The following is a 24080-nucleotide window of genomic DNA, read 5'->3' as shown; positions in this document are numbered from 1 at the left end:
AAGTGACGGCGATGGCGGCGAAGGGTTAAGCGGACGCACTGCACCGTTAGCGCTGCACTGCTTTTGTGGCGAGGGAGCTTGCTCCCGCTGGACTGCGAAGCAGGCCCAAGTTTTTTTGCTCAATGCAGAAATTTTGGGGCGGCTTCGCCACCCAGCGGGAGCAAGCTCCCTCGCCACAGGTGTTTTATTAACCCAGGTCGCCCGTCCAGCAGGGGACCTTGTTTATCCCGATGTAGGAACGTTCGGGTTCGGGCTACGTTGTCTTGCGCCGTTACCTACAACTACGCCAGAATCCGCCGGCTTGTGCGCCTGGAGGTCGGACTTTATCGTTTCCCCGTCGCTGATAAATCAGCGATCGGGTTTAGCGATCCGACTCAACACAGACGCAACAATGCCCAGTCTCGATTGCAGTCTTTACGTCTGCAACTCGCTTTATGGTGGCTGTGCGTGGGAGACCTTCTGGTCTACCCGGGGTTTCTGTGACCCGGATCGCTAACCTGCGTACAGCCGCCACCTTTACTTGTTTAGCGATAGGTCGTGGTGGCTCAACCAATCAAGGCTCAAGACGCCACATTGCCCTGGGTGTCCAGCAATTGATCGAACTGAGCGCAATGCTGGCGAACCGTGCATTGGATAACGTCGAAGCACGTTAGCCGATCCCCCTTGAAACTGGCCTCTGAGGAACAACGCCCAGAGACCAGCGCGAACCCGCTTTTGTGGCGAGGGAGCTTGCTCCCGCTGGACCGGTCCGACGCCTCGGGCGCAGCAGGCCCAGGTTCATTGTTTCAGCACAAATTCTTAGGGCGGCTTCGCCACCCAGCGGGAGCAAGCTCCCTCGCCACAGGGGTTTGCCTGGCAATCGCTTAACAAATCCCCGCCTATACTTCTCTGCCAATCCCCCCGGGGCCTGCACTTCCAACAATAAAAAGCAGAGGTGGAACATGGTCTGGCAACAAGTCTACGATCCCTTCGGTAATGCGGTGCTGTCGACACTCCTGGCGGCGGTTCCGGTGGTGGTGATGCTGGCGTCCCTGGCGTTCTTTCATGTCAAGGCGCACCTGGCGGCGTTGTACGCCCTGGCCTCGGCCTTGCTGATCGCGATCTTCGCCTTCGGCATGCCCGCCGACATGGCCGGTTCGGCGGCGTTGTATGGCGCGGCCAACGGCCTGCTGCCCATCGGCTGGATTGTCCTCAACATCATTTTCCTGCACCGGCTGACCACCGAAAACGGCTCGTTCAAGGTCCTGCAGGACTCCCTCGCGCGCATCACCGACGACCGGCGCCTGCAACTGCTGCTGATCGCCTTTTGTTTTGGCGCGTTCTTCGAAGGCGCGGCGGGCTTCGGCACGCCGGTGGCGGTGACCGGCGCGATCCTGATCGGGCTGGGATTTTCCCCCTTGGCCGCCTCGGGCCTGGCACTGATCGCCAACACCGCGCCGGTGGCGTTCGGCGCCCTCGGCACGCCCATCATCACCCTGGCCAAAGTCACCGGGCTGGATGAAATGGAATTGTCGATGATGGTCGGTCGGCAGTTGCCGTTTTTCTCGGTGCTGGTGCCGTTCTGGTTGATCTGGGCCTTCGCCGGGTGGCGCAAGATGCTGGAGGTCTGGCCGGCAATCCTGGTGGCCGGCGTCAGCTTCGCCATCCCGCAGTTCCTGGTGTCCAACTACCACGGGCCGATGCTGGTGGATGTCATCGCCGCGTTGATCTCCATGGCCTGCCTCACCGGTTTCCTCAAGGTCTGGAAACCGGCCACGGTGCATACGTCCGCGGCGCTGACGGGGCGCCACGACGACTCGAAGATCGACGCGAGCGAGCAGCAGCAACCGGTCAGCACCGGCGCTTTCGGCAGTGACAATCGCCCCGCCGTGCTGCGTGCGTGGATGCCCTGGATCATCCTCACGGTATTCGTCTTCGCCTGGGGCACCCAGGGCTTCAAGAATCTGTTCGACACCCGCCCGGCACTGGACCCGCAAACCCAATCGGCCAAGCTCGACCCCCAAGGCAAGCCGATGCGCGAGGCCAACCCGATATTCTCGCCACTGGTGACCTTCGGCACCATCCACCAGCAGATCGAAAAAGTCCCGCCCGTGGTCCCGCAGCCGAAAACCGAGGAAGCGGTCTACAAGTTCAACTGGTTCACCGCCACGGGCAGCGGCATCTTCCTGGCGGCGATTCTCGGTGGCTTGCTGATGGGCTACTCCATCCCGCAACTGGTGCGCCACTACCTGCGAACGCTGTGGGTGGTGCGCTACTCGCTGATCACCATCGTGGCGATGCTGGCGCTGGGGTTCCTCACGCGTTATTCAGGCCTGGACGCAACCATGGGCCTGGCTTTCGCCGCCACGGGCATTTTCTATCCGATGTTCGGCACCCTGCTGGGCTGGCTCGGCGTGGCGCTGACCGGTTCGGACACGGCGTCCAACGTCTTGTTCGGCGGTTTGCAACGGGTGACGGCGGAACAGTTGGGCATCAGCCCGGTGCTGATGGCCGCGGCCAACAGTTCTGGTGGGGTGATGGGCAAGATGGTCGACGCCCAGTCGATCGTGGTCGCCTCCACCGCGACCCGTTGGTACGGCCACGAAGGCGAAATCCTGCGCTACGTGTTTTTCCACTCGGTGGTCTTGGCGATCCTGGTGGGCGGGCTGGTGACGTTGCAGGCGTATGTCGAGCCGTTCACGCATATGGTGGTGGGGGGACGCTGACAGAGGATCGGGCATGATCGGGCTGTTGTGGCGAGGGAGCTTGCTCCCGCTGGGCTGCGTAGCAGCCCTTGTTTTGCGATTGCTGCGCAATCGAGCGGGAGCAAGCTCCCTCGCCACGGGTAAGCACGCTTACCTTTAACGCTTGGGTGTTACTGAACGCTTTTCAGCTTGACCACATCACCGGACACCGAGGTGGTGTAGCCGGTCAGGACCCAGGCCCAGAACCAGTTTTCCTGGACTTGGGTGTTGATCATGGCGTCGCCGCCCTTGGCCTTGATCGCGGCGGTCTGGGCGCGCACGAAACGGTTGTTCTGCTGGATCGGGATCAGACCGAACAGCAGCAGGCCGGTGGCCTTGGCTTCACTGTGGCCGACAACGGTGTATTGGGTGCTGTCGTATTGCTGGGTTTTCATCGGGGTGCCGGTGCAACCCGCCAAGGCCAGGCCGAACACTGCGCACGCAACAACTTTACTGATGTGATTCATTTGACGCTCCATGGGAAGACGCCCGGGATCCGTCTCTCGGGCGGCGCGTACTCTAACCGATCAGTAATAAATTGACACACCATAATCCGCCCAATTCAGTGCCCGAGAGGCTCATCGCAGAGCCATCCGTCAGGTGCGCCTCCAGCGAAACAGACCCTCGTCGATAACATGAAAACTACGCCACGGAAGGCCTTCTTTGTCTTGACGGCCGCCAGGTAACGGCCGCTCCCGTTGGAGGATTTCATATGATTGACGTGACTGTCTGGAGCGTAACCCTGCCGGTGCAAACGCCGGCGCAGGTCGTAGCGACCAAAGCCATGCCGACCTTGAAGAACAAGTATTTCGACAATAACGGCCAGAGGATCATCTTCTGGGCGCCCGTGACCGGCTCCCATACCGGTAACAGCAAATACCCGCGTTCCGAACTGCGGGAAACCAGCCGGGACGGGAAACATCTCAACTGGCGCTACAACAGCGGCATCAACACCCTCAAGGGCGAGCTGTCGGTGAACCAGGTGCCTTCCGAAGGCCGTGTGGTGGTGGCGCAGATCCACGCCAAGGATGCGCCGACGCCCTTGTTGAAACTGGTGTACCGCTACGAAAAGGGCATCGGCAATATCGACGTGGAATACCGGTTCAAGCCCAAGGACAAGAAAAGCCCGGTGATCTACACCGTGCCCAAGGTGCCGTTGAACAAATCCTTCTCGTATACGCTGCAAATGGACAAGCAAGGCCAGCTCTCGGTGCTGATCGGCAAGAGCGGTAAACAGGTGAAGTTGGACAAGTCCTGGCAAGGCTACAACTTCTATTTCAAGGCCGGCGTCTACACCTTGGATAACAAGGGCTATTCCAATGAAGGCGGGAAAGTGACCTACACCAAACTGAGCGCCAGTCACAAATGACTGGCGCCCAGCCCCGCTTCAAGCCTTTGATGGCGTGGCGAGCGCCTGCTGGCCACGGAAGGTAAACACAAAGCCGACCAACACCAGCAGCGCGAAACCGGCCGGGAACAGCCAGATGCTCTGCCAGTCATGCCCACCGGCCACGACAAAGTGATCGGTCACCTGCCCCGCCACCCAGAAACCGATCAGCATCCCCACACCATAAGTCGCCAAGGTAATCAGGCCCTGGGCCGAGCTGCGGAAGCGCTCCGGTGCCTTGGCGTCGGTGTAGATCTGCCCCGAGACAAAAAAGAAGTCGTAGCAGATGCCGTGCAGGGCAATGCCGGTGAACAACATGAACGCCAGGTCGCCGTTATTGCCGTAGGCAAACAATACGTAGCGCAACGCCCACGCCAGCATGCCCACCAGCAGCGCCAGCTTGATGCCGAAGCGCTGGATGAACAGCGGCAACAGCAACATGAACAGCACTTCCGAGACCTGCCCGATGGCCATCTTCGCCGTGGGGTTGGTCATGCCGGTTTCGGCCAGGAACGGGTTGGCATTCTGGTAATAGAACGCCAAGGGAATGCAGATCAGGATCGAGGCGATGAAAAACACCAGGTAGCTGCGATCCTTTAACAGCCCCAACGCATCCAGCCCCAGCAGTTGCTTGACGCCGCCAGCGCTGGCCTGTTCCTTGAGCGGTGCCGTGGCCGGCAGCGTGAAGCTGTAGAGCCCGAGCACCAGGGACGCGATGGCGGCCATCAGGAACGTATTGCGCAAGCCGCCAGCCGCAATCGCTTCGCGCGAATCCCAGGCGAACACGAAGCTGATCACCACGCCGGCGACGATCCAGCCAAGGGTGCCCCACACCCGGATGCGAGAGAACTCCAGCGCCGGGTCGCGCATCTGCCGGAACGCCACCGAATTGACCAGGGCCAGCGTTGGCATGTAGACCACCATGTACACCAGCACGTACGGATAGAACACGCTGAAATCCGCCGCTGAATACAGCTGATACAGCAACACCGCGCCAAGCAGGTGCAGCACCGCCAGGATCCGTTCGGCGTTGAAGAAGCGGTCGGCGATCAGGCCGATGACGAACGGCGCAATGATCGCCCCCCACGATTGCGTGGAGAAGGCCATGCCGATCTGCCCACCGCTGGCGCCCAGGGTGCTGGACAGAAACGTGCCGAGGGTGACGAACCAGCCGCCCCAGATAAAGAATTGCAGGAACATCATCACGCTCAGGCGTGCATTCATCGTGGTCATGACAGTCACCGTTTTATTGTTGTTCTTGTGAAAATGAAAAGCTTGCACAGCGCTTGTGGCCTGCTTTTGTAACTTGCTTTTGTAACCTGCTTTTGTGGCCTGCTTTTTATGGCCTGCTTTTGTGGCGAGGGAGCTTGCTCCCGCTCGGCTGCGCAGCAGTCGTAAAACCTCCTGACGCGGTGCTTCTGGAAAACCGCGCCAGCGCATTTGGGGCCGCTTCGCAGCCCAGCGGGAGCAAGCTCCCTCGCCACAGGGGTTACGCTTTTGGTATTGGTGGCAAACCCAACAACCGCCGATTGGAGTCCTCATCCGCCGTGACGCTGGCAAAATCATCGAACGCCTTGCCGGTCTTGCTGATCATGTGCCGCTGGATGAACGCCGCCCCTTCAGCAGCCCCCTGTTGCGAATCCTTCAGGCAACATTCCCATTCCAGGACCGCCCAACCGCTGAAATCGTATTGGGTCAGCTTGCTGAAGATCGATTTGAAATCGATCTGGCCGTCACCCAATGAACGGAACCGCCCGGGGCGATCGACCCAGCCCTGGTAGCCGCCGTACACGCCGGAACGGGCATCGGGGCGAAATTCGGCGTCCTTGACGTGAAACATGCGGATGCGTTCGTGGTAGCGGTCGATGAAACCCAGGTAGTCCATCTGTTGCAGCAGCAGATGGCTGGGGTCGTAGAGAATCGCCGCCCGTGGGTGATGATCCACCGCCTCCAGGAAGCGCTCGAACGAGGCCCCGTCGTGGAGGTCTTCGCCGGGGTGAATTTCGTAGCACAGGTCCACCCCCGCCGCGTCGAAGCAATCGAGAATCGGCAACCAGCGCCGGGCCAGCTCGGCAAAGCCCTGCTCCACCAAACCCGCCGGGCGTTGCGGCCACGGATAGACATACGGCCACAACAGCGCTCCGGAAAACGTCGCATGGGCCTTCAAGCCGAGACGCTGGCTGGCGCGGGCGGCCAGCTTGAGTTGCTCGATCGCCCACTCGGTCCGCGCTTGGGGCTGGCCACGCACATGGGCCGGGGCGAAGTCATCGAACAGCGCGTCGAACGCCGGGTGCACCGCCACCAACTGGCCTTGCAGGTGCGTCGATAACTCGCTGATCTCCACACCGGCCTGGGCACAGGTGGCCTTGAGTTCATCGCAATAATCCTGGCTCTCGGCGGCCCGGGCCAGATCGATGTATTGCGTGCCCGAGGTCGGCACTTGAATGGCTTTGTAGCCTTGCGAAGCGGCCCACTGGGCAATGTTGGCCAGGGTGTCGAACGGGGCCTCGGCAGACATGAACTGCGCCAGGAAAATACCGGGGCCGCGCAGGCCGCTCGGTGTTGGGTCGGGGGTATTCACAACAAGGATGCTCCAGTTTGCACGGCGGTCCATTTCGCCTCGCCGCGGTGGTTGAGGATGGCGGCCTCGATGAACGCCATGCCCCGCAAACCGGTCTCGATGCCGGGTACGCCTGGGGCGTCAGGGCCTTCGGCATGGCTGCGAATGGCCTGGGCGAAATCGCCATAGAGGTTGGCCATGGCTTCCAGGTAACCCTCGGGATGCCCGGCCGGCAGACGCATGCGACGTTGAGCCGCCTCGCACAGCCACGGCTGGCCGACACCGCTGCGCAGGATGCGCAAGGGTTGGTCGAAGGCGCGATGGATCAGGCTCGCCGGTTCTTCCTGGCGCCACTCCAAGGCGCCCTTGTCGCCGTAGACACGAATCTTCAGCGGGTTCTCTTCGCCGGTGCAGACTTGGCTGGCGATCAACACACCGCTGGCACCGCCCGCCATCTTGAACAGCATCGCCGCGTCGTCGTCCAACTGCCGGCCCGGGACATGGGTGCCCAACGCCGCGCACAGCTGCTGGATCGGCTGGTCGGCGACGAACTCGGCCAGGGAAAACGCATGGGTGCCGATGTCGCCGATGCAGCCGCCCAGGCCGGACTGCGAAGGGTCGTCACGCCACTCGGCCTGTTTGTTGCCCTGGGCGGCGACATCCTGGCTGAGCCAGCCTTGGGGGTATTCGACCAGCACTTTGCGCACCGCGCCGATCACACCCGAACGCACCATGTCCCGGGCCTGCCACACCATGGGATAGCCCAGGTAGGTGTGGGCCAGGCCATAGAGGCAACGGCTGCCTTGCAGCACTTGCTTGAGGGCGAGCAACTCCTTGAGGTCCAGGGCGGCGGGCTTCTCGCTGAACACGTGGAAACCGGCTTTCAAGGCCTGGCTGGCAATGGGTGCGTGAAGGTGATTGGGCGTGACGATCACCAGCAATTCCATGCGCTGGTCAAGCGGCAGCAACGCTTCGGTGTCGAGCATCTGCTGCCAGTCGTGGTAGCAACGCGACGCCGTCAGGCCCAGGGCCGCGCCGGTTTGCCGAGTGTTGTGAGGGTCGCGGCTGAACGCGCCGCACACCAGCTCGAAACCGCCATCCAGGCCCGCCGCCTGACGATGGGCCTGGCCGATGAACGCGCCCTCTCCACCGCCGACGAAGCCCATTCTTATTTTCGGTGCCACAGGATTCATCGCGATTCTCTTCTTGTCAGGATGAAGATGTAACCGGTTACATCATGGCGGAAATCTAGGCTCAGTTTCCCTCCGTGTCAAACCCAGAAGGTCACGCCTGAACATTTGTCAGGCGCCCAACCTGCGGTAAGCTCCCCCACCGTACCCCTGTTCCCCGAGGTGATTTTGTCCAACATTCGTGAAGTGGCCCGGCTGGCGGGTGTTTCAGTGGCCACGGTGTCCAGAACGCTGAAATCCCCCGAGCGGGTGCTTCCCGAGACCCGGGACAAGGTCAACGCAGCAGTGGAACAGGCCGGCTACCGGCCCAACCTGATGGCGGTGCAGTTTCGCTCCCGCCGCACCGGCAACCTGGTGATCCTGGTGCCGGCCATCGCCAACACGTTTTTCGCCCGGGTCATCAGTGGCGCGCAGCAGGCCGCGCAGGCGGCGGGCTACCGATTGCTGCTGTGCGACACCCAGGGCCGGGTGGAGATCGAGCGGGAGTTCGCCGCCCTGGTCTATGCCCGCCAGGCGGACGGGGTGATCCAGTTGCGCGCCAGCGATCCTTACGCATCGATGCCCGCAGGCGCTGATAGCCTGCCGCTGGTCAACGCCTGTGAAGTGGTCAAGGGGGCCCCCTACCCGACCATCAGCCTCGACAACCGCGCCGCCGCCCAGGCCATGACCAAGCATCTGATCGGCCTCGGCCACCGCCGCATCGGCATCATCAAGGGACCGCGCAGTAGCCCGCTGACCCTGGACCGCGTGGCCGGATATCAGGATGCCCTGGGCCAGGCCGGCATCGCCGTCGACCCCAGCCTGATTTGCCATGGCGACTTCACCTTGAAGGCCGGTGACGACGGCGCTGGCGCGATGCTGGCGTTGGCCGACCGCCCCAGCGCGCTGTTCTGTGAAAACGACGAAATGGCCATCGGCGCGCTCAGGCGCATCAAGCACATGGGCCTGCGAGTGCCCGAGGATATTTCCCTGGTGGGCTTTGACGACATCCCATTCGCCGCCTACTGCGACCCGCCCCTGACCACCATTTCCCAGCCTGCCGAAGCGTTTGGTCAAAAGGCGGTGCAGATGCTGATTGCCTTGATCGAGAAGAAGCCGATTGCCGAACGGCATGTGGTGTTGCCGTTTGAGTTGACGGTGCGTGGCAGTACAGCGCCCCTGGCGTGACCGGGAACCTGTGGCGAGGGAGCTTGCTCCCGCTGGAGCGCGCAGCGGCCCCAAAGCAGGACTCAATCAACCTGACACTCCGCGCTGCCTGGTCGAGGGGCTGCTACGCAGCCCAGCGGGAGCAAGCTCCCTCGCCACAAAAAGCCTTTACGGTGCCTCGACTCGCCTCCGCCCCCGTTTGAACTACAGTGGAAGGACTCTGCATAAAGCCATAACAAGACGGAGAGTTTCCCATGCGAGTCAACAAGCGCTTCACCCTCCTGGCCGCCGCGGCAGCCTTGGCGGTCACCACCACCGCTCACGCGGCTCCCCCAGTGTTTATCAATATCCTGACCGGGGGCACCAGCGGGGTTTATTACCCGATCGGGGTTGGGCTTTCACAGATCTACAGCAGCGGCATCGAAGGTTCCAAGACGTCGGTCCAGGCCACCAAGGCGTCGGTGGAAAACCTGAACCTGCTGCAAGCCGGGCGCGGTGAGTTGGCCCTGGCCTTGGGCGACTCGGTGGCCGACGCGAAAAACGGCGTGGAGGATGCCGGCTTCAAGGCACCGCTGACCAAGCTGCGGGCGATTGCCGGCGCGTACCCCAATTACATCCAGATCGTTGCCAGCGAGGAATCGGGGATCAAGACCCTGGCGGACCTCAAGGGCAAGACCGTTTCCGTGGGCGCGGCGAAATCCGGCACCGAGCTCAACGCCCGGGCGATCTTCAAGGCGGCCGGCCTCACCTACAACGACATGAAGGTCCAATACCTGCCGTTCGCCGAGTCGGTTGACCTGATCAAGAACCGGCAACTGGACGCCACCCTGCAATCCTCCGGCCTGGGCATGGCGGCCATTCGTGACCTGGCGTCGACGATGAAGTTGAATTACGTGTCGATTCCCACCGATGTGGTGGAGAAAATCGGCAACCCGGCCTACCAGAGCGCGATGATCCCCGCCAACACCTACGATGGCCAGGCTGATGCCGTGCCCACCGTGGCCATCACCAATATCCTGGTGACCCGCGCGGACGTCCCGGACGAAGTGGCCTACCAGATGACCAAGCTGCTGTTCGACAACCTCGCCCGCCTGGGCACTTCCCATTCGGCGGCCAAGGACATCAACCTGAAAAACGCCGCGAAAAACCTGCCCATCGCGCTCCACCCCGGTGCCGAGCGCTACTACAAGGAAGTGGGCGCGCTATAGCCCCTGGCCTGCAACGGCGCGCGTCGCCGTTGCAGCATTGCCTTTCGCATCCGCACGTCGACAACAGGCAGGCATTTCATGAGTGAAGACCAGCACGGCATCGCCACGGACCCGAGGGACTGGCCCAAGACGCTGTTTTACGTGGCGTTGCTGTTTTCCATCTTTCAAATCATCACGGCAGCCTTTTCACCGGTTTCCAGCATTGTGCTGCGGGCGGTGCATGTGGGCTTTCTGCTGTGGGTGGTGTTCCTCAGCTACCCCGCCCATGGCAAGCAACGACCCTGGCAACCCCTGGCTTGGGCGTTGGGCCTGGCGGGAATGGCAACGGCGCTCTATCAATGGGTGTTCGAGGCCGACCTGATCCAGCGTTCCGGCGACCTGACGACTGCCGACATGGTCATCGGCATCATGTTGATCGTGCTGGTGTTCGAGGCGGCGCGGCGGGTGATGGGCATCGCCTTGCCGATCATCTGCGGCCTGTTCCTGGCCTATGGCCTGTTCGGCGAACACCTGCCAGGCGACCTGGCCCATCGCGGCTACGGCGTCGATCAACTGGTCAATCAACTGTCCTTCGGCACCGAAGGGCTCTACGGCACGCCGACCTATGTATCGGCCACTTACATTTTCCTGTTCATCCTGTTTGGCGCCTTCCTGGAAAAGGCCGGCATGATCAAGCTGTTCACCGATTTCGCCATGGGCCTGTTCGGTCACAAGCTGGGCGGTCCGGCGAAGGTGTCGGTGGTGTCGTCGGCGCTGATGGGCACCATCACCGGCTCGGGCATCGCCAACGTGGTGACGACCGGGCAGTTCACCATTCCGCTGATGAAACGCTTTGGCTACAAGGCGGCGTTTGCCGGCGGCGTGGAAGCGACGTCGAGCATGGGCAGCCAGATCATGCCACCCGTGATGGGCGCGGTGGCGTTCATCATGGCCGAAACCATCAACGTGCCGTTCGTGGAAATCGCCAAGGCCGCATTGATACCCGCGTGCCTGTATTTCGGCTCGGTATTTTGGATGGTTCACCTGGAAGCCAAGCGCTCCGACCTCAAGGGCCTGCCCAAGGACCAATGCCCGAGCGCCTGGGGCGCGGTCAAGGAGAGCTGGTTCCTGCTGATCCCGCTGGGGGTGCTGGTCTATCTGCTGTTTTCCGGACGCACGCCGCTGTTCTCCGGCATGGTCGGGCTGGCGCTGACGGCCATCGTGATTCTCGGTTCGGCGATCATTCTCAAAGTCTCCAACTACGCCTTGCGCTGCGCCTTCTGGGTCGCGCTGGGCATTCTGTGCGTCGGATTCTTCCGGCTGGGCATCGGCATCGTGTTCGCGGTGATCGGCCTGCTGGTGGTGGCCTGCTGGTTCATGCAAGGCACGCGGGAAACCCTGGTCATCTGCCTGCATGCCTTGGTGGATGGCGCACGTCACGCTGTTCCGGTGGGGATCGCCTGCGCCTTGGTCGGCACCATCATCGCCGTGGTGTCGCTGACGGGCGTGGCGTCCACCTTCGCCGGCTACATCCTGGCGATCGGCAAGGACAACCTGTTCCTGTCGCTGCTGCTGACCATGCTCACCTGCCTGGTGCTGGGCATGGGCATCCCGACCATTCCCAACTACATCATCACCAGCTCCATCGCCGCGCCGGCCCTGCTGGAACTGGGCGTGCCGCTGATCGTGTCGCACATGTTCGTGTTCTATTTCGGCATCCTCGCCGACCTGACCCCGCCCGTGGCACTGGCGTGTTTCGCCGCCGCGCCCATTGCCCGGGAAAGTGGCCTGAAGATCAGCTTCTGGGCGGTGCGCATCGCCCTCGCCGGTTTCGTCATCCCGTTCATGACGGTCTATAACCCGGCCTTGATGCTCCAGGGCGACAACCTGTGGATGACCGCGTACATGCTGGTCAAGACGTTGTTGGCCATTGGGCTCTGGGGGATGGCATCCACCGGTTATATGCAACAGAAAATGCCGGTGTGGGAACGCCTGTTGTGCTTTGCCGCTGGCGCGTTACTGGTGGTTGCCCTGCCCCTGACTGATGAGATTGGCTTCGTGCTGGGTGGGCTGCTGATCTTCCAGCATGTTTGGCGCGCACGACGTAGCGGACGGGCCTTGGCGTGATCGGGCTGTGCCTGGGCCTGTCCGGCGTGGTCTGGGCCCAGCTTGCCGTGACCGACTTCACCCTGGCGTGGGACCACACCATCGAGAAGATCCGCTGGGAGGAAGACTATCGCGTCAGTGAGCAGGGGCTGGTCCTGGGTGAGGCCAGGGTCAAGGGCAACGGCGCGGGCATGGAGATTCCCGACGATGCCCGGCTGGGAAATGGCAGCTGGCACTATCAGCGCCAGGTGCCGCCCCTGCAACCGCTGAAACTGGGGCGCACGCCCCAGGCCGGTGATTATCAATTGTGTTTCGACGGGGGTTGTCGGCCGATGAGTCATTGGTTGGGGCAGCCTACGGCGGGCCAGCCGACGGTGGAGCTGTGGAGTTGCGGACAGTCCTGAGCCCATCAGAAAACATCTGAGAAAAAGTAGACATCTGTGGCGAGGGAGCTTGCTCCCGCTGGGCTGCGTAGCAGCCCCTCAACCAGGTAGCGCGATGTGTCTGGTTGATTCAATCAGTTTCATTGGGGACCGCTTCGCGCCCCAGCGGGAGCAAGCTCCCTCGCCACAGAGACCATCACGCCATCGAAGATGGGTGCTTCAATCAGGCAAACGTCGCCCCTCGGGTATTCACGAACAGCGAATACAACGAGTGGCTGCCGGCCATGAACAACCGATTGCCTTCCCGGCCGCCGAAGCAGACGTTAGGGCAACGCTCCGGCAGGGAGATGTGCCCGATGGCCTTGCCTTCGGGGTTGAACACCCGCACGCCGTCGAGTTTTTCCAGGTCGGCCTTGGGGTCGCCATTGCCGCCCCAACCGCACCAGAGGTTGCCGCTCTCGTCGCACTTGATGCCATCGATCGCCGCGTAATCCAGGCCTTCGATGTGCTTGCGCCGCTCGCCCAGGGTGCCGTCGGCCTTGACCGCGATGGCCCAGACCAAGCGGTTGGGCTTGGCCCGGCCTTCGACCACATAGAGGGTTTTTTCGTCCGGGGAGAAACACAACCCGTTCGGCCCCGCCAGGTCGTCGATCACCCGGCTGACCTTGCTGGTTTCGCCGTCGATGCGGTACACCGCGTGGGGTTGGACCGGGGTGACTTTGTGCCCTTCGTAGTTGTTGCCGGTCTGGAACGGTGGGTCGGTGAACCAGACCGAACCGTCCCGCTTGCAGACGATGTCGTTGGGCGAGTTGAAAGGCTTGCCCTCGAAACTGTCCGCCAGCACGGTGAGGGTGCCGTTGTGTTCGGTGCGAGTGATACGCCGGCCTTCGCTGGCGGTGGTGGAGCCTTCGCACACCAGCAGTCGCCCCTGGCGATCGCGACACATGCCGTTGGAGAAATTGGAGTTCTCTCGGTACACCGACAGGCCACCGGTAATTTCATCCCAGCGCACGATGCGGTTGTTGGGGATGTCACTGACCAGCAAGTAACGCCCGTCACCGACCCACACCGGCCCTTCTGCCCAACGCAGGCCGCTGGCGAGTTTCTCCACGCTGGCGTTGAAGATGCGCAAGTCCATGAAGCTGGGATCAAGGATGTTGATCAGCGGGTCCGGGTAACGCTGGCTCAAGGGCTCGGCCTGGGCGAGCCCCGGCAGGTTGCCGAGGGTAGCGGCGGCGGCCGAGACCACCAGGGATTTTTTCAGGAATACCCGGCGGCCTTGATCGGCGGCGGTTGCAGATTGCGAAGCATCCATCGTGCGTCTCCGTTAATTATTATTGGACGGGACGACAGTTTTACTCCGTGATAAGACATCGTACAAGTAGACGAAACGGCTCACCTGGACAATTCCTCAGCCCGGGAGCAGCGGTATGCGCACGGTGAAGGTCGTGCCGACTCGTGCCTTCGAAAGCACCTCGATGGTGCCCTGATGGGCCGATACGATTGCCGAGGCGATGTGCAGGCCCAGCCCGAGCCCGGCCGAGGAACCGTATTGCGCTTCACCGTTGCGCAGATTTCGGACCATCGGATTGAAGATGCTGGCGATGGCCTCTTTCTCGATAGGCTTGCCCTGGTTGTTGATCGCGATCACTGCCATATCTCGTTCAACGCTCAACGAAACGGTAATCGGCGTGCCCTCGGTGCCATGCTGGACAGCATTGCCGATCAGGTTGGCGAACACCTGCTCCATACGGGCCGGATCGAACAGCCCCTCCAGGGCACCGGTCGTTTCAAAGCGGATGTCGCTTTCCGGGTGATAGGCCCGCGCCTCCTCCACCATGCCTTCGCAAGCCGCCACCAGATCACCGTTGAAACGCTGCACCGGAATGCCCGAGCCGAGTTGGGTACGGGTGAAATCCAGTAGATCGCCGACGATTTTGTTGGCCCGCTTGACGCTGGTGTAGATGCGCGACGTGATCTTGGTGGCTTTGGCGGGCAGGTCCCCGGCCCGTAGCAGCACTTCGGAACTCAGCAGGATCGCGCCCAAGGGGCTGCGCAGGTCATGCCCGAGAATCCCCAGGAAGATGTTGCGCGACGCATCCACCGCTGCCGAATAACTGACCACGGACTCGGCCAAGGCCTGGTCCACGGCCTCGTTGAATCGAATCAGATCGTCCATGACCTGTTTGTGATCCAGTTGCATGTGCGGCATCCAAAGCATGAGCACGCTAGTGCGCAGGGCCCGGTATTCGGAAACCATTTGCTCGACGGTGAAACCCGAGGACTGACGGATGACCGCATGGGTTTCGGCGGCGGTTTCGGCCTCGGTCGCCGGCGCTTCCCCGTGGGACTTGGCAATCGCCTCCTGGCGCGTTTGCGAAGTGCGCAGGTCAGCGGCGATGGTGCGCAGCATCTGCTCGGCATGGTCGCGCAGGGCCACGGAATCCATGCCAATGGACGCGGGGGTGATGGTTTTGGCGAAGTCTTCCCACGCCTGAAGAATCGGCTCGATGTTGTCGAGGATGAAATCAGCCAGGCGCATGAGTTTTTCCGCAAGAAGGCAATGCTGTAGACGACACAGCGGCCTGATGGTTGTACAGCAAAGCACTGGGCAATGTGCGTAATGCTGTTCACCAAGCCGTTATGGGAGCGAGCTTGCTCGCGAAGAGGCCGGCAAGCCCAGCATCCATGTGACTGAACACCGCTATCGCGAGCAAGCTCCCACAATGGCTTCCGGGTGTCCACAGCTCCTGCGTCCAGGCACAGGCCCCCTGTGGGAGCGGGCTTGCTCGCGAAGAGGCCGGCACATCCAACATCTTCATTGACTGGACCACCGCTATCGCGACCGCCCCCATGCAACCGAGCGAATAGGCCCGCCGATCTTGTCCCTTGCACCCCATGAGGTAAAAACCTTAGAGTTGTACGACAACCTATAACCTAAAAATAACCGATCCGGGGCCTTTTGCCTTGGCGGCCGCCTTCGAGACATCTGCCATGACCCGCTCCACCGCTACACCTGCCGCTTCCACGCCATTACCCCGCCACCTCGCCGTACTTGTCCTGCTGTGCATGGGCTGCGCCTTCGCCGGCAACCACGTCGCCGCCCGGGCCGCGTTCGATGACGGTGCCGGTGTGCTGCTGGCGATCCTGCTGCGTTCGGGTGGGACGCTGCTGGTGTTGGCGGCGATGGTGCTCTGGCAACGGCAGAGCCTGCGCTTGCCGACCGGTGCGTGGCGTTGGCAATTGACCCTGGGGCTGTTGATCGGCGCCCAGAGCCTGTGCCTGTACTCCGCTGTGGCGCGGGTGCCGGTGGCGTTGGCCTTGTTGGTGGGCAACGTGTTTCCGATCCTGCTGGCCTTGCTGACTTGGGCGTTGGGTGGCCCTCGCCCGACGGCGCGCACCGCCGCGTTGATGGGCATGATCCTGGTGGGGCTGGTGTTCGTGCTGGAAGTGCCGGCGCGGTTGTCGTCCGGGCAGGACGTTGGCCCGCAATGGCTGCTTGGGGTGGGCCTGGCCTTCTGCGCCGCGTGTGTGTTCGCCTGTGCGCTGTGGATCACTGATCACAAGTTGTCCCAGGTGCGCGGTTCAGTTCGCAGCCTGCTGACGATTTTCATCGTGTTCAGCAGCGTCAACCTCGCCGGCCTGACCGGTGCCCTGCCCGGCGGTTTCGACCTGCCGGCCAGCAGCACCGGCTGGTTCGCCCTGGCGACCTTGGTGGTGCTCTATGGCACCGGGTTCATCGTGCTGTTCATTTCCGTGCCCCGCCTGGACATGCCGCGCAACGCCCCGGTGATGAACATCGAACCGCTGGCGACGCTGCTGATCGGTTGGCTGGTGCTGGACCAGATGCTCAACCCGGGCCAGGTATTGGGCGGTGCGATTGTGGTGACGGGCATCGTGTTGCTGACCTATCGCAAGGTTGAGCGGGCCAAGGCGCCGGTGGCTGAAACAGCGAATTGAACTGACTGACCACCCTTGTGGCGAGGGAGCTTGCTCCCGCTCGGCCGGGCTGGCGTTCCAGCGCGAAGCGGTCGCCAATGCCTTGGGCCTGCTTCGCAGGCCAGCGGGAGCAAGCTCCCTCGCCACAAGGGTGTGTTCGGTCAATGCCCCGGCGCCCGCCCTGTCATGGGTTCGCGCAGGCTGAGATTAAGTCTCCGCCCTGCGGAAACTTGTTCCCAAACCCACAGTCCTACCCCAGCCGTGAAAACCTCGTCGACCTGCAGCGACGAATTTTCCAACTGATCGGCGCCAAGCCTGGCGCTAACGCAACTCCCCCTTCTTGAGCCGTTCGCCCCATGCGCCACCCTGTTCGCTCTTGCCGTTTCGTTTCGCTGTGCCTGCTTGCCCTGTTTCCCATATTCACCAGCCCCGCCCAGGCCCGCGGCGAAAGGCAGCTGGTGGAAGCCATCAACGACTTCCGTAGCCAGTCCCGCCGTTGTGAATGGCGCACGGTGCGGGCGGCGCAGCCGCTGGTGCTGCGTTCGAGCCTGGGCTTGCCGATCGGTTTTCGCGGCGGTCTGCGGGACACCTTGAAAGACGCCGGCTATCAAGCCCAGGCCGTGCGCAGCATTCGCCTGACCGACGCGCGGGACGCCGAAGAAGCCTTTGAAATGCTGGCCGATGAACATTGCGCAGCGCTGCTGGACAACCAGTACGCCGATATCGGCGTCAATCGGGTCGGTGATGAATGGCGCGTCGTGCTGGCGCAGCCCATGGGCGGCGCGCGGATGAGCGATGCGGGAGCGTCGGACAAGACGCTGCTGGCCCAGGTCAATGCCGCCAGGGCCAAGCCCCGGATGTGCGGGCGCCAGCGCTTCGCGGCGACTCGGCCGCTGAGCTGGAACGCCGCCTTGGGCACGGCGGCCCAAGGCCACAGCCGGTCGATGGCCCGGGAGAATTATTTCGCCCATCGCGACCCGGACGGACGCTCCACTTCCGATCGGGCCAAGAGCGCCGGTTTTCGCGGACGTAAATTGGGCGAGAACATCGCCGCCGGCCAACGTTCACCAAGCCAGGCCCTGAACGATTGGCTCGCCAGCCCCGGACATTGCGCCAACCTGATGAACCCGATGTTCACCCAAATGGGCGCAGCCTCGGCCCGCGATTCACGCAGCGATGCGGGGGTGTATTGGACGATGGTGCTTGGCGCGCCGTGAAACATTACTCCCAGCGCTGAACCATCCGCTGTGGTGGCGAGGGAGCTTGCTCCCGCTGGACTGCGAAGCAGGCCCAAGGCATTGGCGACCGCTTCGCGGTCGAGCGGGAGCAAGCTCCCTCGCCACAAGGGCTACGGCGAATCGGCCAGCGCTCATATAGGCCGACGCACCGCCCGCACCTTGCCACTGCCTCCGCCGCCACAGAAAAACCGGTCGGCCCCATCGGATTCCAACCCCGACACACCGATCCCCGGCGGCATCGTCACGCTTTCCAGCACTTGCGCCGTTTGTGGATCGATGCGCCGCAAGTCGCTCTCGTCGTTTTCCCAGGTGCCATGCCACAGTTCGCCATCGACCCAGGTCACGCCCGTGACGAAGCGGTTGGACTCGATGGTGCGCAGGACCCGGCCGTCGGCGGGGTCGATCTGCAGGATCTTGCGCGCCTTGTACTGACCGACCCAGAGCGAGCCTTCGGCCCACGCCAGGCCGGAATCATCACCGCTGTTGGGGGCCGGAATCGTGGCCAGGACCTGGCCGGTGCGTGGGTCGATCTTGCGGATGCTGTCACCGGCGATCTGGAACAAATGCTCACCGTCAAACGCCGTGCCCGCGTTCGCCGGGACATCGAGGGCATACACGGTCTGGCCGCTGGCGGGGTCGAGGGCGTGCAGCTTCTCGCCTGAAGCGAACCAGACGCGCTCGCCATCATGGCTGACGCCGTGCACGCAGTCGACGCCCGGGAACGGGCCGTATTCACGCAGGATCTGTGCCTCTGAACGTTTCATTTCACTCGCCTCATCGGTAGGGGTTGAGTGCATCCTAGCCATCGGATGGCAGTGCCGTGAGTAACAATACCGTCGCGAATCCAGGCATCGGCGGCGCCATCCAACGCCGGGCCCTGGCGCGCCCGAACGACTGCGCCTTGCCGGCGGCGGCCAGTGTTTCCAGGGCTCGCTGCACGCTGCGCTGGCTGATGTCCAGGGCCAGCGCCAAAGCCGACGAGGACCAGGCTTCGCCATCGGCCAGTAGCGCCAGCACCGCGCCGTAGGGTTCCTCGACGGGGCGCGCGAGCACCACGACCTCGTCAGCCAGCCGCGGCACCAGGGTAAAACCGCGCGGGGTGGCCTTCACCTCCGCCAACGGGCGAAGCATCGCCCGCAACCGCCCCATCTCGACCCGCAGCCGGGCGCGATGGGACTCATCCGTCAGCTTCAAGCCAAAGCCCTGGGCCATGAGCGCTGCCCTCGACACGTCGCCGGGCCATGCGTGCGCCAACGCCCGCGCCAGGGCGAACAACACCGGGCGCCGAGCCAGGTCGACCTGAATGCCAGCGCCACTGATTCCATAGCGGCACGCGTCCACCACCAGCGCCGCCCCGGCCAACAGGGCTTGCACCTCTTCCAGCACGAGCAGGCGCTCTTCGCCCCGGGCGATCAGGCACGCGGCGGGCGTGCTCAGCAGTTGCCAGGCGCTTTCGATTTCGGCGCTCAGCGCACCGATTCCTGCTTGCTGAGCGGCGTGCCCGGCTCGTTCGAGGGCGGCACGGGCGGTTTGCGCTTGCAGGCGTCGCATGGCGATCCCCGCGGCCACCAACTCGCAAGTCGCCCGTGATGCCAAGGGCAGCCAGGCAAGATCCAGATCAACGAGTTTGAGCTCGGCCTCGTCGAGTCGACCGATCAACAGCAGGCGGCGGATCTCGATCGTGTGGGCATGGGCGACGTTCGCTCGGTCGCCGTGGGTTTCGAGCACCGCCCGCGCGGCATCGAGGCGTTTCATCGGCCATGCCAGGTCACGGGACGCCAGGGCGATTTCACCTTCGGCGATCACACAACGCGCCCGTGCCACCGCCTCCTGGGGCCCGAAGGCCGCGCCGGCCCGACGCATCAGCGTCCGAGCCTTGGCCAGATCGCCCAACTGCGCCATGGCGGTGCCGCGAAGCGCGAGGGCTGGGGCATCGTTGCGCAAGGCGATGCGATTGAGCGCGGCCACGGGGTCTCCCGCTGCCAGTGCGCGCGCTGCCGTGGTGATCTCGTGATCCATGAACAACGACCTTTGTGGCGAGGGAGCTTGCTCCCGCTGGGCTGCGCAGCGGCCCCAAGACCAGGCGCCACGGTGTGTCAGGTTGATGTGGGCAGCTTCATGGGGGACGCTTCGCGCCCCAGCGGGAGCAAGCTCCCTCGCCACAAATGCGTGCCCCAACCCAAACCTGCCGCAGCCCAAGCAATGGGTATCGGCTACAAGCGAATGCCAGCCGCCGACACCACATCGATCCGCGACACCGCGCTGCTCAGCCGCCCCAGCCGGTTGTTGTGGTTGGCAATGATCTGCTCGGCCGCCATGCTGCCGTTGTCCACGGTGGAGTGGGCGTCGGCCGCCAAGACCACGTCGTACCCCAAGGCATGGGCCTGGCGCACGGTGGCATTGATGCAACAATCGGTTTGCAACCCGCAGATCACCAGGCGGTCGATGCCCCGGGCTTGCAACAACGGTTGCAGGTCGGTCTGGTAGAAGGCATCGGGGGTGGTCTTGCGCACCCGCAGGTCATCCGCCGCGGTCAACAGGTCGGCGGTCAGTTGCCAGCCGGCAGCGCCATAGGCCAGCGCGCCCTCCAGTTCTTCATGCTGGATCAGGATCACTGTCCGGCCGACAGCCCTGGTCCTGGCACTGAGGTCGTTGATGGTCTGGAGGATGCGCTGGCGATCGAAGCACTCTTCTTCGCCGCTGCACAGCGCCTCCTGGACATCGATGATCAGCAATGCGGTGTTCATATTTCCCTCTTCTGACGGTATCGGAGCCGCGCGCCCTCAATAACCCAACGACAGCCCGGTGTTGCGACGAGGATCGTTGGCGCCATAGAAGCGGTTCTTGCCCACGGGCTTGCCGCCCAATGACGGCGCGCCCACCAGGATCGCGGCAATGTGGTTGGGGTCCTGCGGGCCGGCGAACTTGTGCCCCCAGTTTTCCAGCAATTTCTGGGTATCCGGGCTGGCCGCGAAGGTCTCCAGGTTGGTTTCCTCCGGCATCCACTGTTGATGGAAACGCGGCGCGTCGACCGCCTCCTGGAGGTTCATGCCGTAGTCGATCACGTTGAGGATGGTCAGCAACGTCGCGGTGATGATGCGGCTGCCGCCCGGGGTGCCCACCACCATGACCGTCTTGCCGTCCTTGGTGACGATGGTCGGGCTCATGGATGACAACGGCGCCTTGCCCGGCGCGATGGTGTTGGCCTCGCCCTGCACCAAGCCATACATGTTGGGCACGCCGACCTTGGCGGTGAAGTCGTCCATCTCATCGTTGAGGATCACCCCGGTCTTGCTGGCCATGACACCGGCACCGAACCAGTCGTTCAAGGTGTAGGTGACCGAAACGGCGTTGCCCCACTTGTCGACGATGGAGTAATGGGTGGTGTTGCTGCCCTCATGGGGTGCTACGCCGGGCTTGATCTTCTGCGAGTCGCCGGCCTTTTGCGGCTCGATCGCCGCCCGCAGCTTGGCGGCGTAGTTTTTATCCAGCAGATGGTCGATGGGGTTCTTCACGAAGTCCGGGTCACCCAGGTAGCTGTTGCGGTCCACGTAGGCGTGGCGCATGGCTTCGATCTGGTAGTGCATGCCCTGGGCCGAATGGAACCCCAACTCCTTCATCGGGTAGCCGTCGAGAATGTTCATGATCTGGCACAGCACCACTCCGCCGGAACTGGGCGGCGGCGCCGAGATGATGTGGTAGCCGCGATAGTCGCACTCCACCGGGGCCAGCTCGCGGGTCTTGTATTTGTCCAGGTCGGCCTGGGTGATGATGCCTTTGTTGGCCTGGCTGGAAGTGACCAGGGCATCGGCGACCCAGCCCTTGTAGAAACCGTCGGCACCCTTGGCGGAAATTTCCCGTAGGGTCTTGGCGAGGTCCTTTTGCACCAGCTTCTGGCCGACCTGCATGGGCTCGCCGTTGTGCAGGAAGATCGCACCGGAGTCACGCATGTCTTTCTTGAACACCTCGGTGGCGGTTTCCAGCAGATCGACATCGCCCTGCTCCAGGGTGAAGCCTTCCTCGGCGAACTGGATGGCCGGCGCGATCAGTTCCGCCCGGGGCTTGCTGCCGTACTTGCTCAACGCCAGTTCCATGCCGGACACGGTGCCGGGCACACCCACTGCCAAGTGGCCGCGGGTGCTGAGCTCGGGCACGACGTTGCCGTCCTTGTCCAAGTACATGTTCGCTGTGGCGGCCAGGGGGGCTTTTTCGCGGAAATCCAGGAACGTCTTGCGGCCATCGGCCAGTTGCAGGGTCATGAAACCGCCCCCGCCCAGGTTGCCTGCCGCCGGATACACCACCGCCAGGGCATAGCCCACCGCCACCGCCGCATCCACGGCATTGCCGCCGTTCTTGAGCACATCGACCCCGACATGGGTCGCCAGGTGCTGGGCGGTGACCACCATGCCGTTTTCGGCGGCCACTGGCGCCTGGGAGGCGGCGTACGTCGATAAACAACCGAGGGTCAACGACGTAGCGATGAGGGTCCGGGCTAAGGATTCGAACTTCATGAGTCGGCCTCTTCTTGTTTTAGAAAGTCGGGGGAGCGCATCAAGAGCACAAGTGTCCTGTATCACCTGTGGGAGCAAGGCTTGCCCGCGATGGCATCGCCTCGGCTTTTCAGTTACACCGAGATGTGTGCATCGCGGGCAAGCCTTGCTCCCACTTTTTTGACGAGTGGATGTTTCAGGACATTTCAGTATGGCTGGGTTTGGGTAATTCGCCCGTTTCAAGTCAACCGGATGACGTCAAGGCAACCTTTGGGATAGGCTCCTGCGGTTCATCTTGACTGCATAAGGACATCGCCGATGACGCTACGAATCGAACGCACGGACACACCCACCGACGAAGAACGCCAGGCCATCCTCGCGCCGCTACGCGCCTATAACACCGCCAAGACCGGCGGGACGGTGCCGGAACTGGTGGCTTGGCTGGTGCGGGATGAACAGGGGGAAATTGTCGGAGGGCTGTACGGCCGAGTGTTTTTTAGCTGGCTGTACATCGAATTGCTGGTCGTGCCGGAACAGGCCCGGGGCCAGGGCACCGGCTCGACCCTGATGCAAATGGCCGAAGAATTGGCCCGGGAAAAAAACTGCGTGGGCATCTGGCTCGACACCTTTGACTTCCAGGCGCCGGCGTTCTACCGCAAACACGGCTTCACGGAAATCGGCCAGATCGACGACTACCCGCCGGGCCACCAGCACTTTTTCCTTCAGAAGCGCCTGACTCAGGCCCATTGAAATACTGATCCTGTGGGAGCGGGCTTGCTCGCGAAGGCGGAGAATCAGTCGACAACAATGTTGAATGATTAACCGCTTTCGCGAGCAAGCCCGCTCCCACACTCGATCCGGTTTTCAATTCGGATTGCTTAAAGACAAGTCGCCAACGCCGCCAACCGGCGCTTGGCCACGAAGTCGTCTTGTTTGGCGTAATAACTCAACTCGGTGCCCGTCGCACCGGCGTGCAAATCGACAAACGATTCGGCGGAGCGGGTATAGACCGTCGAGCCGCCCTTCTTGCCCGGTTGCAGGTAGGCGCCGGCATCAACGCCGAATACTGCCTCGTCCTGCCAGGAAAACTGCACGCACTGGGCCACGACCTGTTCCGGTTTGTCCGAGCTCAGGGTCTTGTAAGGGGCCTGGGTCCGGGCTTCATTCATCGCCGAACCCGCGCAGCCGGCCAGCAAGGTGGCGGCCAGGGCCACGGTCAACATTCGCATTGCGTTCACTCATCGAGAAAAAAACGGACTGTAGCACTGCGGCCCCAGTCATCGTGCTGCTTTACTGAAATTTACCCGCGACAGCGAACACCGATTCACGCACTCTGTCGCGCCCTGTCCCCCAAGGAGTGACCATGGCGGCAACCGAACAGCAACACGAACGAGCCTTGGAACGGTTTCTCGATGAGCGCCCCGAACTGCGCCACGAACTGGACCACCTCAACCCGCTGCTGGCCCAGGCCAAGGGCGAGACCGCCACGCAGTACCGCGCCGAGCGCTTGCATGAAGCGTTCGAAGCCGAGGCCGAGCGCCTGGGGCTGTTTGCCTGGGAACTGACCCTGCAACTGACCGCCGCCTCGCCCGAGGACTACCAGGCCCAGCGCCTGGAGGTGCATAAGGAAGTGGCGGAAATGGCGGGGATGGAGTGGGCCGAGTATTGCGAGCTCAATGGCCTAAAGGCCAAGCACTGAACCCTTGTGGCGAGGGAGCTTGCTCCCGCTGG

The 24080-nt window shown here is 62.9% G+C and carries 21 protein-coding genes; 10 read left to right on the top strand and 11 right to left on the bottom strand.

Annotated features, from left to right (window positions below; all coding sequences use genetic code 11):
- The first annotated feature begins 941 nt into the window (after positions 1 to 941).
- Positions 942 to 2705, top strand: coding sequence for an L-lactate permease (locus HU767_RS26560; RefSeq protein ID WP_186710228.1), 1764 nt, complete (start codon positions 942 to 944; stop codon positions 2703 to 2705).
- Positions 2706 to 2854: 149 nt separating this feature from the next.
- Here HU767_RS26560 and HU767_RS26555 read toward each other — a convergent pair whose 3' ends face one another.
- Positions 2855 to 3190, bottom strand: a complete 336-nt coding sequence (locus HU767_RS26555; RefSeq protein WP_186710227.1) for a hypothetical protein — start codon at positions 3188 to 3190, stop codon at positions 2855 to 2857.
- A gap of 245 nt (positions 3191 to 3435) precedes the next feature.
- Here HU767_RS26555 and HU767_RS26550 point away from each other — a divergent pair, with 245 nt between their 5' ends.
- A complete protein-coding gene (locus HU767_RS26550; RefSeq protein WP_186730905.1) occupies positions 3436 to 4092 on the top strand; it encodes a polysaccharide lyase family 7 protein in 657 nt (218 codons plus the stop codon).
- Positions 4093 to 4110: 18 nt separating this feature from the next.
- Here HU767_RS26550 and HU767_RS26545 read toward each other — a convergent pair whose 3' ends face one another.
- From HU767_RS26545 to HU767_RS26535, 3 genes are all read right to left on the bottom strand, one after another.
- Positions 4111 to 5343: a nucleoside permease gene (locus HU767_RS26545; RefSeq protein ID WP_186710221.1), complete on the bottom strand. Its 1233-nt coding sequence runs from the start codon at positions 5341 to 5343 to the stop codon at positions 4111 to 4113.
- A gap of 256 nt (positions 5344 to 5599) precedes the next feature.
- Complete coding sequence (locus HU767_RS26540) at positions 5600 to 6691, bottom strand: sugar phosphate isomerase/epimerase (protein ID WP_346343482.1); 1092 nt, start codon at positions 6689 to 6691, stop codon at positions 5600 to 5602.
- Positions 6688 to 7863: a Gfo/Idh/MocA family oxidoreductase gene (locus HU767_RS26535; RefSeq protein WP_186730903.1), complete on the bottom strand. Its 1176-nt coding sequence runs from the start codon at positions 7861 to 7863 to the stop codon at positions 6688 to 6690. Before HU767_RS26535 ends, HU767_RS26540 begins: the two co-directional genes overlap by 4 nt.
- 165 nt (positions 7864 to 8028) lie before the next feature.
- On the opposite strand from HU767_RS26535, the gene HU767_RS26530 reads away from it, so the two are divergent.
- The 4 genes from HU767_RS26530 to HU767_RS26515 all read left to right on the top strand — a co-directional run bounded on the left by HU767_RS26530 (position 8029) and on the right by HU767_RS26515 (position 12703).
- Positions 8029 to 9027, top strand: coding sequence for a LacI family DNA-binding transcriptional regulator (locus tag HU767_RS26530; protein ID WP_186710215.1), 999 nt, complete (start codon positions 8029 to 8031; stop codon positions 9025 to 9027).
- Positions 9028 to 9260: 233 nt separating this feature from the next.
- Positions 9261 to 10214 carry a TAXI family TRAP transporter solute-binding subunit gene (locus tag HU767_RS26525; RefSeq protein ID WP_186710213.1) on the top strand — a complete coding sequence of 318 codons (954 nt, stop codon included), beginning with the start codon at positions 9261 to 9263 and terminating at the stop codon, positions 10212 to 10214.
- A gap of 78 nt (positions 10215 to 10292) precedes the next feature.
- The gene (locus tag HU767_RS26520; RefSeq protein ID WP_186730902.1) at positions 10293 to 12320 is read left to right on the top strand and encodes a TRAP transporter permease; all 2028 of its coding nucleotides are present in this window, start codon (positions 10293 to 10295) and stop codon (positions 12318 to 12320) included.
- Complete coding sequence (locus HU767_RS26515) at positions 12317 to 12703, top strand: DUF1850 domain-containing protein (RefSeq protein WP_186730901.1); 387 nt, start codon at positions 12317 to 12319, stop codon at positions 12701 to 12703. Before HU767_RS26520 ends, HU767_RS26515 begins: the two co-directional genes overlap by 4 nt.
- A gap of 202 nt (positions 12704 to 12905) precedes the next feature.
- On the opposite strand, the gene HU767_RS26510 is transcribed toward HU767_RS26515, so the two are convergent.
- Both HU767_RS26510 and HU767_RS26505 read right to left on the bottom strand, forming a co-directional pair.
- Positions 12906 to 13997 (bottom strand): SMP-30/gluconolactonase/LRE family protein, encoded by a 1092-nt coding sequence (locus HU767_RS26510; RefSeq protein ID WP_186710205.1) that lies wholly within the window; start codon positions 13995 to 13997, stop codon positions 12906 to 12908.
- Between the two features lie 96 nt (positions 13998 to 14093).
- Positions 14094 to 15224 carry a HAMP domain-containing sensor histidine kinase gene (locus HU767_RS26505; RefSeq protein ID WP_186730900.1) on the bottom strand — a complete coding sequence of 377 codons (1131 nt, stop codon included), beginning with the start codon at positions 15222 to 15224 and terminating at the stop codon, positions 14094 to 14096.
- Positions 15225 to 15676: 452 nt separating this feature from the next.
- Between HU767_RS26505 and HU767_RS26500 the strand changes: the two genes are divergently transcribed.
- Together HU767_RS26500 and HU767_RS26495 are read left to right on the top strand one after the other, a co-directional pair.
- Positions 15677 to 16642, top strand: coding sequence for a DMT family transporter (locus tag HU767_RS26500; RefSeq protein WP_186730899.1), 966 nt, complete (start codon positions 15677 to 15679; stop codon positions 16640 to 16642).
- Between the two features lie 335 nt (positions 16643 to 16977).
- A complete protein-coding gene (locus HU767_RS26495) occupies positions 16978 to 17838 on the top strand; it encodes a CAP domain-containing protein (RefSeq protein ID WP_186730898.1) in 861 nt (286 codons plus the stop codon).
- Between the two features lie 152 nt (positions 17839 to 17990).
- Here the strand turns inward: HU767_RS26495 and HU767_RS26490 are convergent, their stop codons facing one another.
- From HU767_RS26490 to ggt, 4 genes are all read right to left on the bottom strand, one after another.
- Positions 17991 to 18623 (bottom strand): DUF5074 domain-containing protein, encoded by a 633-nt coding sequence (locus HU767_RS26490; RefSeq protein ID WP_186730897.1) that lies wholly within the window; start codon positions 18621 to 18623, stop codon positions 17991 to 17993.
- A gap of 34 nt (positions 18624 to 18657) precedes the next feature.
- Positions 18658 to 19878, bottom strand: coding sequence for a helix-turn-helix domain-containing protein (locus tag HU767_RS26485; protein ID WP_186730896.1), 1221 nt, complete (start codon positions 19876 to 19878; stop codon positions 18658 to 18660).
- A gap of 194 nt (positions 19879 to 20072) precedes the next feature.
- Complete coding sequence (locus HU767_RS26480; protein ID WP_186730895.1) at positions 20073 to 20606, bottom strand: cysteine hydrolase family protein; 534 nt, start codon at positions 20604 to 20606, stop codon at positions 20073 to 20075.
- A 36-nt stretch (positions 20607 to 20642) separates the two neighbouring features.
- The gene (gene ggt / locus HU767_RS26475) at positions 20643 to 22370 is read right to left on the bottom strand and encodes a gamma-glutamyltransferase (RefSeq protein ID WP_186730894.1); all 1728 of its coding nucleotides are present in this window, start codon (positions 22368 to 22370) and stop codon (positions 20643 to 20645) included.
- A 297-nt stretch (positions 22371 to 22667) separates the two neighbouring features.
- On the opposite strand from ggt, the gene HU767_RS26470 reads away from it, so the two are divergent.
- Positions 22668 to 23099, top strand: a complete 432-nt coding sequence (locus HU767_RS26470; RefSeq protein WP_186710195.1) for a GNAT family N-acetyltransferase — start codon at positions 22668 to 22670, stop codon at positions 23097 to 23099.
- A 128-nt stretch (positions 23100 to 23227) separates the two neighbouring features.
- Here HU767_RS26470 and HU767_RS26465 read toward each other — a convergent pair whose 3' ends face one another.
- On the bottom strand, positions 23228 to 23578 hold the full coding sequence (locus HU767_RS26465; RefSeq protein ID WP_186730893.1) for a hypothetical protein: 351 nt from the start codon (positions 23576 to 23578) through the stop codon (positions 23228 to 23230).
- 134 nt (positions 23579 to 23712) lie between these two features.
- Between HU767_RS26465 and HU767_RS26460 the strand changes: the two genes are divergently transcribed.
- Positions 23713 to 24048 (top strand): DUF6388 family protein, encoded by a 336-nt coding sequence (locus HU767_RS26460; RefSeq protein WP_186710191.1) that lies wholly within the window; start codon positions 23713 to 23715, stop codon positions 24046 to 24048.
- Positions 24049 to 24080: the final 32 nt, after the last annotated feature.

The organism is Pseudomonas sp. SWRI179 (assembly GCF_014268705.1).
GTDB classification, from domain to species: Bacteria; Pseudomonadota; Gammaproteobacteria; order Pseudomonadales; family Pseudomonadaceae; genus Aquipseudomonas; species Aquipseudomonas zanjanensis.
The sequence above is the reverse complement of the archived record's forward strand: the minus strand, read 5'-3'. Positions and strand labels throughout refer to the sequence as shown.

Excerpts from the sequence above, each read along its gene's own strand:
- HU767_RS26465 (WP_186730893.1), bottom strand. The coding sequence starts at position 23,578 with ATGCGAATGTTGACCGTGGCCCTGGCCGCCACCTTGCTGGCCGGCTGC.
- HU767_RS26560 (WP_186710228.1), top strand. The coding sequence starts at position 942 with ATGGTCTGGCAACAAGTCTACGATCCCTTCGGTAATGCGGTGCTGTCG.
- HU767_RS26490 (WP_186730897.1), bottom strand. The coding sequence starts at position 18,623 with ATGAAACGTTCAGAGGCACAGATCCTGCGTGAATACGGCCCGTTCCCG.
- HU767_RS26460 (WP_186710191.1), top strand. The coding sequence starts at position 23,713 with ATGGCGGCAACCGAACAGCAACACGAACGAGCCTTGGAACGGTTTCTC.
- HU767_RS26525 (WP_186710213.1), top strand. The coding sequence starts at position 9,261 with ATGCGAGTCAACAAGCGCTTCACCCTCCTGGCCGCCGCGGCAGCCTTG.
- HU767_RS26495 (WP_186730898.1), top strand. The coding sequence starts at position 16,978 with ATGCGCCACCCTGTTCGCTCTTGCCGTTTCGTTTCGCTGTGCCTGCTT.
- HU767_RS26510 (WP_186710205.1), bottom strand. The coding sequence starts at position 13,997 with ATGGATGCTTCGCAATCTGCAACCGCCGCCGATCAAGGCCGCCGGGTA.
- HU767_RS26480 (WP_186730895.1), bottom strand. The coding sequence starts at position 20,606 with ATGAACACCGCATTGCTGATCATCGATGTCCAGGAGGCGCTGTGCAGC.
- HU767_RS26545 (WP_186710221.1), bottom strand. The coding sequence starts at position 5,343 with ATGACCACGATGAATGCACGCCTGAGCGTGATGATGTTCCTGCAATTC.
- HU767_RS26500 (WP_186730899.1), top strand. The coding sequence starts at position 15,677 with ATGACCCGCTCCACCGCTACACCTGCCGCTTCCACGCCATTACCCCGC.
- HU767_RS26550 (WP_186730905.1), top strand. The coding sequence starts at position 3,436 with ATGATTGACGTGACTGTCTGGAGCGTAACCCTGCCGGTGCAAACGCCG.
- HU767_RS26555 (WP_186710227.1), bottom strand. The coding sequence starts at position 3,190 with ATGAATCACATCAGTAAAGTTGTTGCGTGCGCAGTGTTCGGCCTGGCC.
- HU767_RS26520 (WP_186730902.1), top strand. The coding sequence starts at position 10,293 with ATGAGTGAAGACCAGCACGGCATCGCCACGGACCCGAGGGACTGGCCC.
- HU767_RS26470 (WP_186710195.1), top strand. The coding sequence starts at position 22,668 with ATGACGCTACGAATCGAACGCACGGACACACCCACCGACGAAGAACGC.
- HU767_RS26505 (WP_186730900.1), bottom strand. The coding sequence starts at position 15,224 with ATGCGCCTGGCTGATTTCATCCTCGACAACATCGAGCCGATTCTTCAG.
- ggt (WP_186730894.1), bottom strand. The coding sequence starts at position 22,370 with ATGAAGTTCGAATCCTTAGCCCGGACCCTCATCGCTACGTCGTTGACC.
- HU767_RS26485 (WP_186730896.1), bottom strand. The coding sequence starts at position 19,878 with ATGGATCACGAGATCACCACGGCAGCGCGCGCACTGGCAGCGGGAGAC.
- HU767_RS26535 (WP_186730903.1), bottom strand. The coding sequence starts at position 7,863 with ATGAATCCTGTGGCACCGAAAATAAGAATGGGCTTCGTCGGCGGTGGA.